The following is a 12,476-nucleotide window of genomic DNA, read 5'->3' on the forward strand; positions in this document are numbered from 1 at the left end:
CTTATCAATACGCCCGGGACGCCCAGAAATCTGTCAGGCATTTCCAGGTCAGTTCCCGCGTTGAATGAAGTTGTAATCCCGCATGGTTAAGGCCAGGCCCAATCCCGACCGACAGCATTCCTGCGGCGTTGATTGCTTCAACACCCGCAGCGGCATCTTCAATGCCGATGGCCTCTTCAGGACGCACATTCAGCCCCGCACAGGCTGCAAGAAAGATCTCCGGGTCCGGCTTTGAGCGGCGAATGCGGGAAGCATCAGCGCAAAAATCGAAGGCCCCATCGATGCCCAGCGCGTGCAAAATCCCTGGGGCATTGAGCGATACGGATGCCAGCCCAATTTTGACCTTCGCGGCACGGATCTCCGCCAGCACGTCGCGGATCCCCGGCAGCAGAGAATCCTGCGTTAGTGATGCCAGCGACTGGACGTAAAGCGCGTTTTTTTTCGTCGCAAGCGCCAGGCACTGCTCCTCGCTAAACATCCCCGTTTTATCGCCATGCTTGAGAATGCGCTGGAGGGAATCCATGCGGCTTATCCCCTTCAGCTGTTCGTTAAAGACTTCATCAAAGGTGATGCCAATGTCTTCCGCCACGGCGCGCCACGCCAGAAAGTGGAGATGTGCGGTATCGGTGATCACACCGTCCAGATCGAATACGACAGCCTTAAGCGTCATGGTGCCCCTCCGTGGTAGCGGTCCCAACAGCGGATGCAGAAAAGTCCTTACAGACGCAAACTTTTCGCTCCGATACGTGCAGCGTTTTGCCCCACAGCGTCAGCGTGGCAGGTGCCGTGGTTTCAATGGTTAACACCTCGTTTTCATAGGTGAAGTGCATGGTTGCGTTCCGCCACCGCAGAGGGAAGGCAAGTTTCTGCCAGTGAGCAGGCAGTTTCGGCGCGAGATGCAGTTCCCCTTCAATGATTTGCAGGCCAGCAAACCCCTGAATTGCGCCAGACCAGATCGCACCGGTGGCCGCGGCATGAATGCCCTCATCGCTGCTGTGCGGATCGTCGCCCAAATCAATGGCGATGCCGTCGCGCCAGAAGGCATAGGCCCCCTGAGTGTCACCGCAGCGCGCGAGGACAATCCCGTGAATGGCCTTGCTCAGGGATGAGTCATGGATCGTGCGTGGCTCATAAAACGCCAGATTGGTGGCGCATTGCTGTGGCGTAAACCGCTCCGGCAACAGGTAGTTAAGCATCACCACATCGGCCTGCTTAAGGATCTGCATCTCGTTCACTTCCGCGCGGGAATAATCGAGCAGAATCGTCTGTTTACCCGCTTTGGCTTTGTAGCGGCTCAGATCGATGGCAGGTTTAGACATGAAGGTATCATCCTGCGGGATCACACCGTCTGCATCAGCCTCTGGCAGCCATAAGCGCGCCAGGAACTGCGTGGCATTCTCCGTAAAACGCGTATCCTCACGCTCAAACATCGCCATAAACTGGCGCGCGCAGGCCACGTTGTGCCAGGCCAGATAGTTGGTGTAGGCGTTGTTGTTCACGTGTTCGGTGTATTCGTCCGGTCCGATCACGTCATGGATTTCCAGACGACCATTGATTTCAGTGGCGCGTCCCATCCAGAACAAGGCCGTTTCCATCAGCAGCGTCAGGCCTTCATTACGCATAAAGGCATCATCGTGCGTTGCCTGCCAGTAAGCGACGACGGCCCAGGCGATATCTGCCACGATGTGATGTTCAGCAAGTGCGGACGCCACCTTCTGGCGTACCCCGGTGCGGATGTTAATCGCCGCGAACTCTGGCGTCTCTTCCTCTCCGCTTGCGGCGCTTTCCCATGGGAACAGCGCGCCAGGCCAGCCGTTACGACGGGCTTTTTCCCGGGCACCTGAGAGATTAAGCCAGCGATAGCGCAGAAGGCTACGGGCAATCTGCGGGCGGGTAAACAGATGGAAAGGCAGCAGGAAAATTTCGGTATCCCAGAAAACGTGGCCTTTATAACCCTCTCCCGTCAGCCCTTTTGCAGCAATACTGCTTCGCTCGTCATGGGCAGGCGTCATCGTGGTCAGATGCCAGACAGCATAATCCAGCGCCATCTGATCCTGATGTTCAGCGGAAGCCACCTCCACCCGAGCGTCACGCCAGACGTCTTTCCAGGCATACGCTGAGCTTTCAAGCAACGCGTCGTAACCTCTTGCCGCAGAGACTTTGAGATCGGCCAGTGCGTTGCGCGCGAAAGACTCCTGCGACAGCGCTTTATCACTGCGATGCGTCAGCCAGACGATTTTCTCAAGCGTGACAGTGTCACCCTGAGCAATCGTCAGCGAATGGTGAACGCTGAGACGTCGATTTTTGGCGGTGAAGCAGCTGTCGCTCTTCGCTGAGAGCTGACAAAACGCCGAAACAACAACCTCTGACGCCCGATCCTGCGTTTCATACACGCCCTGCATGTAGTGCTGGTCAAAAACCCTGACCGAGACTTCATCCAGATGCTGTCTGCCGCTGTTCGTTTGCGTTGCGTCGATGCCGGTTTTCAGCACCGCCTGCGTGGCGCCATCAAGAGGCGTGATCGAGAGCTGCATAGCCACTAAAGGCAACTGGTCCAGCGACACAAAACGACGGCTCTCCAGCCTATAGCGCTTCCCGTTGGGTGAACGCCAGACCACGTTACGATGCAGCTCGCCGTTCGCAAAGGTCAGCTCGCGCTGCCACTCAAGGATTTCCCCTGAAAGGAGGGTGAAATTGATGCCATCCAGCTCAACATCAATCCCGGTGATATCCGGCAGATTGACCAGCTCAGTGGTCTCATTGCGCCCCGCACGGTGATACAGCCCCGCGAGATACATGCCTCTGGTCTGCTGGGTGTAATCTTCTTCGTGCACAGCGCGAATGCCCATGTAGCCATTGCCGGTGGCCATGACAGAGGCATATTTATTCAGGCTGTGAGGACAAAAGCCCGGATCGGTTAATACAGACACGTTCAGCATAATGTCACGCTTTCCCCTGTTTCTGCTGATTCATACAGCGCGGCGACAAGCTGCTGAATAACCAGTCCCTGTTCTGCATCGGCAATCATGACGGGCTCTCCCTGCACATGGCGCACAAAGGCATCCATGCTGCGCAGATGGCGCTGATCGTCCGCCTCTTCGCGCTGGGTAACGGTTTCTAAAACACCGGCTTCGTCGTTGTAGATGTGCGCCGGGAACAGCGTTGCACCCGCCTTTTCTCCGCAGAAAGAGACGTTCATGATGGACTGATCGCGAATGTTAAGCGCAAAGGAGGTATCCAGACGCAGAATGCCGCCGTTGCAGAATTCAATCGTGCCAAACAGGGCATCTTCCACGGTAAATTGCGCAGGATCCCACTCGCCAAACTGACCGGCGCTTTTACGGTTTCCCAGCCTCTGGAAGCTGTGCGCAGTCACCCGTTTTACCGCCGGGAAACCCAGAACATACATTGCGGCGTCAAGCATATGAATACCGATATCAATCAGCGGTCCGCCACCCTGTAACGATTTGTTGGTAAAAACGCCCCATCCCGGTACGCCGCAGCGGCGCAGCGCCTGCGCCGAGGTAAAGTAAACTTCACCGAGCGTCCCGTTCATTACCGCATCACGCAGCAGTTGGGTATCCAGGGCAAAGCGATGGTGGAAATCGTACGCCAGGACTTTTCCTGCCTTGCGCGCCGCGATGCGCATCTGGTCGGCCTGTTCCGGCGTCATCGCCGGGGGCTTTTCACACATAACGTGGCAACCTGCTGCAAGGGCCGCCATCACGTGTTCAAAATGGAACCGGTTGGGCGAACAGACGCTCACCACATCCGGTTTTACTGCCTGCAACATCTCGTGAGCGTCCTGCCATGCCGATGGAATAGCATAACGTTCCGCGAACGCCTGTGCCTGCTCAAGGCGGCTGTCCATGACAGCCACCATTTGAACATCACTGCGCGTGGCGTAATACGAGGCATGCACTTTGTCCGCGACCTGCCCGGCGCCAATAATGGCGACGCGCAGAGGCGAAGGTGTAGAAGCACTCATCACGCTCGTCATCCTTAGCATTCACGCAAATAAGTGAGAGAGTCCTGATAAGCCTTAGCCGGATCCTCGGCGCGAACACGGCATTCATATACCACGTATCCCTGATAGTTATCGGCACGCAGCTGGTCGAACAGGCTGGCAAAATCAAGGCTGCCGCTGCCCGGCTGATAGCGATGATTATCTGCAATGTGCACATGACCCAGCAGATCGCGGTTCTGATGCAGCGCGTCCGTCAGCGAGTCTTCTTCAATGTTCATATGATAGAAGTCGCCGATGATCTGCACGTGCTTCAGGCCGTTCTCTTCGATATAACGACGCGCGTCTGCCAGGGTGTTGATCATATGATCCTGATAGCGGTTCAGCGGTTCCAGGTAGACGGTAGTACCGGTGCGCGCCGCCACTTCATCCAGCCAGCGCAGCGAGGCGCTAACCGCTTTGCGGTCACCGTCGAGGCTGCGTGGGGAGGTCATTGGCGGCAGACGGAAGGTAAACATCCCCCAGGCAGCAGGCACGATAATGCCCTTTCCGCCGACTTCCGCCAGCGCTTCCAGAATGCGTTCGATCTGCTGTAACCCGTTCAGACGGCGTTCTTCGATGAAATCACCGATCCAGCCATCGTATCCGCCACATGCTGTCGTCACCGGCAGGCCAGTGGCTTTGATAGCGGCTTTCACTTCGTCGAGGTTTTCAACCAGCAGGCGGCCGTCAATTTCGTAGCCATCAAAACCCATTGCTTTGATGTACTCGAATTTTTCCATAATGCTGGACGGGAAAAATGCCTGGTTTTGTGTTGCGATCTTCATGATTTGCTGTCCTTAGCTTAAAAAGTGACGCCCATTTTGATACTGAGTTCCGGGTGCTGATCGACATACTTCATATAGCTTTCCGGGCTGGTGGCGAAGGTCACGACCGGGTCGATCAGATCTTCACAATTCAGATAACCGTTCATCAGCAATTCCCAGCAGGTCTCTTCGATACGCTTGCGGCTCCAGCGCGGATAGTCCGGGTTGGGTTCACTGCAGGCGCGGGAGAAGACAATCTTCGCGTTGTTGAAATGCGCTTCGCGGCCGAGGTTGAAACCCGCGGCAAACGGCTTGGCGAACGCCACGTAGGAGATGGTTCCGCCATAGGCGAGTCCGCGCAGCGCCGACTGCAGTGCATCCGCAAACCCGCTGGTTTCGATGATCACGTCTGCGCCCTGCTTGCCGGTCAGCTTTTTGATTTCCAGACCCACATCGGTACCGATTGGATTCAGGCAGTGGTCCGCACCGTGACGACGAGCGATCTCACAGCGGTGTTCAATCGGATCAACGCCGATAACCACTGACGCACCGGCTTTTTTCGCCAGCTGAATCGCAATCTGCCCGATGGCTCCCAGACCGACCACGACAACAAAGTCGCCCACGCGGACGTTGGCATCACGTACGCCGCTCATGGCGAACTGCGCCGGATCGTAGCAAACGGCATTCTTCCAGGACGCGCCCTGCGGCATTTTACGCAGCTTATAGTTGTTCACCGCGTTAACGATGACCGTCTCCTGCAGCGGGCCGTAGCAGCAGACGCTGTCGCCGACCTGGTATTCCGTCACGTCTGCACCGCATTCAATAATGTCGCCAACGATCATGTTGCCCAGCTGGAACTTACCGAATTCGATACCGCGCGCAGCGCCCTCTTCACGCGGCGTGAACATCTGCCACTCTGCGTTGAACTCTTCATCAATAAACGGGCTTGCCGCGCGGAAATCCACGACTTCCGTTCCGTGCTTCGGGGCGCCAAAGCGGGCGCGAATTTTCACTTCATGTGCTTCCACAGCACGGTCTTCATATTCCACCAGCGCCGCCACGCGTGGCGCTGTCGCAACTAACTTCTTCATAACTTGCTCCTGATAAAAAAATTGGCCGCCTTAGCCCTTGACGCCACCGGCGGTCAAACCACTTTTAATAAAACGTTCAGAGAGTGCGTACATGATGACCACCGGAAGCGCCGTCACCAGCGATGCCGCCATCATGCGACCCCAGATATAATCTGGCGTACTAAAGAGCGTGTTCAGCCCGACCGGCAGGGTAAAGTTGCTGGCACTGGACAGGAAAATGGAGGCAAACAGGTAGTCGTTCCATGCCACCATGAAGCAGTAAACAAACACCGACACGAGACCGGAAATGGCCAGCGGCACGGTAATGCGGAAGATGATTTGCAGTCGGTTCAGACCATCCATCATCGCGGCCTCTTCTATTTCGTCCGGAATGGTGTCGAAATAGCTGCGCAGCATGAATACCGCCGTAGGCAATGTCTGGGTCACCATGGTGATGATCAGCGCCAGTTCAGTGTCATAAATGCCGAGCGCGGTAATGATTTTGAACAGCGGCACCACCAGCAATATCCCGGAGAACATATAGACGGTGTAGAAGCTCGCATTGATCGTCGTGCGTCCTTTAAAACGCAGTTTGGACAAGGCGTAAGCGCCCAGTGTGCCGAGAAACACCGCAATTACCGACGACGTCAGCGACACCACCATGCTGTTGCGGAAGTAATCCACAAACGGGAAGATCAGCGGGTTAAAGATGTCGACATAATGCTGAAGCGTCCACGCCTGCGGCAGAATAGTCGGATTCAGCGATATGGCCTCTTTCGCGCTTTTGAATGACGTCATCAGCATCACGAAGAACGGGAACAGCGTGATAATCAGAAATACCGCCAGCCCCAGATAGAAACCAATACGGCCCAGTATGCGTTTATTTGTTGCCATTGAGGTTTACCCTTTTTCTGGTCAGCAGAATGACGGCGAAGATGATCACAAACAGCACAACGGAAATGGCGGCTGCTTTACCCAGATCGTTGAATGCAAAGGCGGTTTTATAGAGATACACGCCCAGAATATCGACCTTCGTGGTCAGCAGATAAACATCCGCAAACATGTAGAACATCCAGATAGTTCGCAGCGTGACCACCGTTGCCAGCACAGGCATGATGGCGGGCAACGTGACGATACGGAAACGCTGCCAGGCGTTTGCTCCATCCATCTCTGCCGCTTCGTACAACGATTTATCAATGGTCTGCAAAATTGCCAGGAATGAGATAAAGGCATACGGGAAGTAACGCCAGATGGCGAACAGCACCACCAGCACAAAGCTGCTGCCAGGGTTGTCGAACCAGAGCGGCGCCTGGTCATACAGATGCAGCAGATCGACGCCCAAATAGTTCACAATGCCGTAGCCGTTGTTGAACATGTATTTCCAGGCAAACACCAGGGAAATAGACGGCGTCACGTAGGATAAAATCACCAGCGAACGCGCCGTCTTACGCAGACGAAACTCACGGTTAAAGAAGATGGCGACGGCAAGCCCCAGCCCGGTGCTGCCGAGCACGACCAGCGCCGTATACCAGAACGTCATCCACAGTGAATGCCAGAACGCAGCATCCCCCAGAATGCGGATGTAGTTATCCAGGCCGACGAACACCGCATCAATACGCGGGTTAAGCGGCAGACGTAAAAAACTGATTTCAATATTGGAAATCATTGGCCAGGCCACCAGGCCCCCCAGCAAAATCAGGCTGGGGGCCAACAGCAGCATGGCGAAAGGCATATCTGAACGACCAGAAAACAACGTCTTCATAATTTCCTTCCGCAGAGCGCTCCTATCGTTGTGAAATCAGGTCAGTCAGTCGCTTTTGGCTCTTGCTAAGCGTTGCGCTGAGATCTTGTTTACCCACAGTGACGTTATGCACCATGGAGCTGATAATGCCGGAGCCTGTCACATCGCCCATGCGCGTGAAGTTTTTGTCGCCGACAGCGCCAAATACCTGCACGTTCGGGAACTGGGCGATCAGCTCATAAGGCAGTTGCCCAAACGCTTTAATCACGTCGTTGTTTTTCCAGGTGTCCGTGCCAACCACCAGCGTGTTCACCGGCAGCGCCGCGCCCGGCGACATCATGACCCAGTCGGTTGCGTTTTGAGCCTGCTCCATCCACGTCACAAACTTTTCAGCCGCTTGCGTTTCTTCTTCGGTTTGGCCGGTGGTGATCGTCAGCGACGTGACCATGCCGTAAACGGCAGAGGACTTTTCTGTAGGCACGACGAAGCCAAGGTTGGCAGGGTTACCATCCTGGAATACTGCCGGCAGGATGTAGGTGGAATAGACGGCCATCGGTGCAGAACCGTTCATGAAGGCATCTTTGATCTCCATGACGTCGTTCGAGCCCGGCATGGTGGTCGCGGCCAGCGCTTTATAGAACGCCAGTGCTTTCGCCATTTCAGGGGTATCAATTTCAACGTTTCCGTTGGCATCAAAAACGTTCGCGCCGCCGGACAGCGCAAACTGAGAGAACGCCTGCTCGGTCATGACGCTTTCCGCTGTGGGCAGCGCAATGCCGTAATGTTTCCTGGCCGGGTCGTTAAGTTTCTGGCTGGCGTTCAGCAGCTGTTCCCAGTTATGCGGCTCCTGGATACCCGCGGCAGCAAGCACATCTTTGTGATACCAGACGCCGGACAGCCAGGCACTCATCGGCACGCCCGTCCAGGCTGTACCGTCTTCGGTACGTACAACGCGCAGGATCCCGTCATAGAAGGTCTTTTCGCCTACCGCTTTAATGACGTCGCCGACAGCCTTGCGATCCAGCAGCTGTTCCTTATCCATGACTTTCGCGTAATCATGGCTGACTTCAATCACTTCAGGCAGCGCGCCCGTTCTGGCGAGCGTAATCACCTTGGTGTTGTAGGCGTCTTCTTCCACCGGTACCTGCTTCACCGTAATGCCAGGGTTTTCTTTCTCGAATTTTTTGATCAGTTTCGTAATAACCGCCTGACGCTCCTGCTCTACTGACGAGTGCATGAACTCAATGGTCACAGCAGACGCTTTATCATCCTTACAGCCTGATAACAGGGCGCACGAAACCAGCGCTGATAACAGCACAATTTTGGGCATTTTCATTTTAGGGTCCTTTTTAGTTTTCTTTAATCCACATAACCTGCCATGGATTGAGGGTCAGTTCTTTACCGCTAACAGCTTGTCCTGATAGTAATTCCATACCAGTAAGCGTGTCCCCATAAACGGTATGAACGTTATTACTAAAATTAAACAGCGCTGTAATTCTCTCACCATTTTCAGCCACGCGAACAATTTTAAGAATTTGTTCATCCAGTGATTCAAAAATTGCCTGTGCATCAGGGTGAAACGCACTTTCCCCACGTCGGATCGCAATATATTCGCTTAAACGGGAATAAATCTTATGCCGAATGCTATTTTTATTATTAAGTTCAAGATCAACCTGACCCGCGGTATATTTCTTGCGGTTTATCGCGCGGTTATAGCCGAGGCGCTCGACCCCTTCATAATCGTTACGGGAGCCAAGAATGCTTTGAATATACACGGCAGGTACGCCTGGGAAACTTAACAGCACCGCATGCGCCAGAATAAAGCGCGCAATGCGTTCATCATCGGAACTGTTTTGCGCACTTAACGCGTCAAGATAGGTCACATTGATTTCGTAAGGACTGCGCGTTCCGTCAGGATTATTTTTCCAGTTGACCAGTGCCCCTTCCTGCTGAAGTTTTTCAACCAGTGCGAGGATTTCTGATTCCGGCAAAATGCCGCGCAGCGGGTTCAGACCGATACCGTCATGAGACGCCAGGAAGTTGAACCAGGTTGTTTTTGTTGAAGGCAGCGCCAGCGATCCCGCCCACTGACAGAGGGCTTTAACATCCTGACGGTGCACTGCATGCAGCACCAGCGGTGGCAAGGAGAACTGATAGACCATCTGGGCTTCATTTTCACCGTCGCCGAAGTAAGAGATATTGTCCTTATGAGGAACGTTAGTCTCAGTAATGATCACCGTTCCTGGCGCCACGGCCTCGGTAATGGCACGGAAAAGCTGGATAAGACAGTGGGTCTGTTCCAGGTGGATGCAGCTTGTTCCAGGGATTTTCCACATAAACCCGACGGCATCCAGACGGATATAACGCGCCCCTTCCGCCAGGTAATGGAGCAGCACGTCAACCATCGCAATCAGCACCTGAGGCGAGGCGAAGTTGAGATCGATCTGGTCATCACTGAAGGTGGTCCAAAGATGACGCACGCTGCCATCATGCAGCGTAAATGGCGTCAGCAACGGTAATGCGCGAGGACGCGTTACCGCAGATAAATCGGTTTCAGGATCGACAGCAATAAAGAAATCTTCGTAGCCAGGTTTCTGCGCAAGATAATTAGCAAACCATTCACTTTTTGCTGACATATGGTTGCACACGAAATCAAACATTAAACTGGCGGACTGTTTTAAATCAGCAACGTCTTGCCAGGTTCCGGTTTCAGGCGCAACGTTGTGGTAATCAATAACGGAAAACCCGTCATCAGAGGACCACGGATAAAAAGGTAAAAGGTGGACATGGGAAAACGTGCGAGCAAGCCACTCATTATAAAAGCGGGTAAATACCGGCAACGCTTTCTCCCCTTTCGCGGAGAACTGATCGGCGTAGGTAATCAGAACAACGTCTTTTTCATCCCAGCCTGATTTACGCTTTTCTGTAATATCAACAGCAGCTTGTTCAAGCTTTGTTAATAACATTTTAAAATGTGCTTCAGAAAATGATTCACCGTAAATATGATTGATAAGATTTTTAATTTTTGCGTTCACATTATTTTCCATGGTAGCGGTCCCACGAAGGGCAATCTACTCCCCTGAAAAATATCTGTCAACGAACCGGGAGGCTGAAAAACGCAATTACAAAGCAGCTCTGTGCAGTAATGTGAGCTGCCGCAAAGAAAGTGAGGGGAAAGGATGAAATGTCGTTGCCCTTCCAGGGAGAGAAAGGGCTAACGCGAGCGTAAATTATCGGGATAAGTAGCGGCGTGACAGGCGCTTTGCCGCTTTTTGCAACAGGGGTTCAAGGGCTAAGGCCAGCAACATTCTGACCGGCTTGCGGGCAACAGATTTGATCGCCCAGCCCGCCACACCTGCCGGGCCGTAACGTAACGCCGTCATCAGAACCAGTTTACCTGCGATTTTCAGGCCGGGTTTTACCTTCTGACCGGCCTGTTGCCAGTTTTTCTTCATGTATGTTCTCTCTTAAAGCTGACGAAAACGACTTCTCAGCGTAAAGGTATCGGATGTGACATAACGCTCCATCTCACGCAACCGCTTCTCACCGGCTGCCAATTGATCGTCAACCGCATTGAGAAGATCGTTACTGGTAGGCGCGCCTTCGGCAGCCAGCTCTCCTTCCGGCATCGGGTCAAGTACAAACGACAGAACGATGTATGCCACGAAAGTGATAAACGCCAGGCCAAAAAATATCGACAGCACCGTGACCACGCGAACCAGTTTGACCGGAACGTCAAGATAATGGGCCAGCCCGGCGCAAACGCCGCGCACCATGCCCTGCTGTGGAATTCGCCACAATTTTTTATTCAGATTCAGTCCTGACATTAACGGTCCCTCCAGTTAGGATGTTCTGCATCCAGGATAGCTTCCAGCGCCTGAATGCGATCGCGCATCTTATTCGCCTGCTCGGTAAGCTGCGCCAGACGTTGTTGTTCACTCTGGGATAAATCGTCCCGCGATGACCGGTTGCTGTAGTGCAGCCATAACCAAATCGGCAAAACAAACAGCACGAAAATCGTCAGGGGAATGGCCAGGAAAAGCGCGCTCATGTGTACTCCTTGTCGTAGGATGCTTAGCGGCACGCTCAGGTGCCGCAACATTATTATTGGTTATCTTGCTTCATTTTGGCTTTCAATGCCGCCAGCTGCTCGCTGATTTCATCGTCTGCTTTCAGGTCGGCAAACTGTTGATCCAGCGACTTTTGCTTACCCATGCTGTGGCTCTCTGCTTCCGCTTCCATCTGGTCGATACGACGCTCAAATGACTCAAAACGCGCCATGGCCTCATCCAGCTTGCCGCTGTCCAGCTGACGACGCACGTCGCGGGACGAACTAGCCGCCTGATGACGCAGGGTCAGCGCCTGCTGACGCGCCCGGGTTTCGCTCAGTTTATTTTCCAGCTCACCAATCTCTTTCTTCATGCGGGTGAGCGTGTCGTCCACCAGCGTTACTTCATGCTCAAGCGTAGCGATCATCTCCGCCAGCTTCTGCTTTTCAATTAACGCCGCGCGTGCCAGATCTTCTTTATCTTTGCGCAGGGCGAGTTCCGCTTTTTCCTGCCATTCATTGAGCTGAGCGGTGGCCTGCTCAATACGGCGCGTTAACTGTTTTTTCTCAGCCAACGCACGGGCAGAGGTAGAACGCACTTCAACCAGCGTGTCTTCCATCTCCTGAATCATCAGGCGCACCAGCTTCTGCGGATCTTCCGCTTTCTCCAGCAGCGAGTTGATGTTGGCGTTCACGATGTCGGCAAAACGAGAAAAAATACCCATAATCAAATCCTCATAGTTCTGTTATCGGGCTATGCCCTGCTGTACTGATAATACAATTCCCGTGCCAATTTTTTATCTTATTGATTTATCAGAGAGTGATTGATTTTTATTCATTGCAGAAC

General features: G+C 53.7%; 13 protein-coding genes. All 13 read right to left on the reverse strand.

Translation table 11 applies throughout. The annotated features are described in order from the left end of the window. Positions 1 to 4: 4 nt before the first annotated feature. The gene (gene pgmB, locus ACR42C_RS12620; protein WP_479984173.1) at positions 5 to 670 is read right to left on the reverse strand and encodes a beta-phosphoglucomutase; all 666 of its coding nucleotides are present in this window, start codon (positions 668 to 670) and stop codon (positions 5 to 7) included. Further along, positions 660 to 2,939: a glycoside hydrolase family 65 protein gene (locus ACR42C_RS12625; RefSeq protein WP_479984174.1), complete on the reverse strand. Its 2,280-nt coding sequence runs from the start codon at positions 2,937 to 2,939 to the stop codon at positions 660 to 662. The genes pgmB and ACR42C_RS12625 overlap by 11 nt, the downstream gene beginning before the upstream one ends. Further along, positions 2,933 to 3,991 carry a D-glucoside 3-dehydrogenase gene (ycjS, locus tag ACR42C_RS12630; RefSeq protein ID WP_316379276.1) on the reverse strand — a complete coding sequence of 353 codons (1,059 nt, stop codon included), beginning with the start codon at positions 3,989 to 3,991 and terminating at the stop codon, positions 2,933 to 2,935. Before ycjS ends, ACR42C_RS12625 begins: the two co-directional genes overlap by 7 nt. Before the next feature lie 11 nt (positions 3,992 to 4,002). Continuing rightward, positions 4,003 to 4,791 (reverse strand): 3-dehydro-D-guloside 4-epimerase, encoded by a 789-nt coding sequence (ycjR, locus tag ACR42C_RS12635; RefSeq protein ID WP_166711400.1) that lies wholly within the window; start codon positions 4,789 to 4,791, stop codon positions 4,003 to 4,005. A 17-nt stretch (positions 4,792 to 4,808) separates the two neighbouring features. Beyond that, positions 4,809 to 5,861, reverse strand: coding sequence for a D-guloside 3-dehydrogenase (ycjQ, locus tag ACR42C_RS12640; protein WP_116339535.1), 1,053 nt, complete (start codon positions 5,859 to 5,861; stop codon positions 4,809 to 4,811). A gap of 30 nt (positions 5,862 to 5,891) precedes the next feature. Then, a complete protein-coding gene (locus ACR42C_RS12645; protein WP_151413656.1) occupies positions 5,892 to 6,734 on the reverse strand; it encodes a carbohydrate ABC transporter permease in 843 nt (280 codons plus the stop codon). Then, positions 6,721 to 7,602 carry a carbohydrate ABC transporter permease gene (locus tag ACR42C_RS12650; RefSeq protein ID WP_028013373.1) on the reverse strand — a complete coding sequence of 294 codons (882 nt, stop codon included), beginning with the start codon at positions 7,600 to 7,602 and terminating at the stop codon, positions 6,721 to 6,723. The genes ACR42C_RS12645 and ACR42C_RS12650 overlap by 14 nt, the downstream gene beginning before the upstream one ends. 22 nt (positions 7,603 to 7,624) lie before the next feature. Continuing rightward, positions 7,625 to 8,917 carry an ABC transporter substrate-binding protein gene (locus ACR42C_RS12655; protein ID WP_479984175.1) on the reverse strand — a complete coding sequence of 431 codons (1,293 nt, stop codon included), beginning with the start codon at positions 8,915 to 8,917 and terminating at the stop codon, positions 7,625 to 7,627. Positions 8,918 to 8,930: 13 nt separating this feature from the next. Further along, positions 8,931 to 10,628, reverse strand: coding sequence for a sugar phosphorylase (locus tag ACR42C_RS12660; protein ID WP_226857656.1), 1,698 nt, complete (start codon positions 10,626 to 10,628; stop codon positions 8,931 to 8,933). A gap of 183 nt (positions 10,629 to 10,811) precedes the next feature. Beyond that, entirely contained in the window at positions 10,812 to 11,036 is a 225-nt protein-coding gene (pspD, locus tag ACR42C_RS12665) for a phage shock protein PspD (RefSeq protein WP_320720645.1), read from the reverse strand. Positions 11,037 to 11,048: 12 nt separating this feature from the next. Next, complete coding sequence (gene pspC, locus ACR42C_RS12670; protein ID WP_116339527.1) at positions 11,049 to 11,408, reverse strand: envelope stress response membrane protein PspC; 360 nt, start codon at positions 11,406 to 11,408, stop codon at positions 11,049 to 11,051. Beyond that, positions 11,408 to 11,632: an envelope stress response membrane protein PspB gene (gene pspB / locus ACR42C_RS12675; RefSeq protein ID WP_116339525.1), complete on the reverse strand. Its 225-nt coding sequence runs from the start codon at positions 11,630 to 11,632 to the stop codon at positions 11,408 to 11,410. The genes pspC and pspB overlap by 1 nt, the downstream gene beginning before the upstream one ends. A 53-nt stretch (positions 11,633 to 11,685) precedes the next feature. Continuing rightward, positions 11,686 to 12,354 carry a phage shock protein PspA gene (pspA, locus tag ACR42C_RS12680; RefSeq protein WP_116339523.1) on the reverse strand — a complete coding sequence of 223 codons (669 nt, stop codon included), beginning with the start codon at positions 12,352 to 12,354 and terminating at the stop codon, positions 11,686 to 11,688. Positions 12,355 to 12,476 lie beyond the last annotated feature (122 nt).

Source organism: Enterobacter sp. MG-EB028, assembly GCF_056673305.1.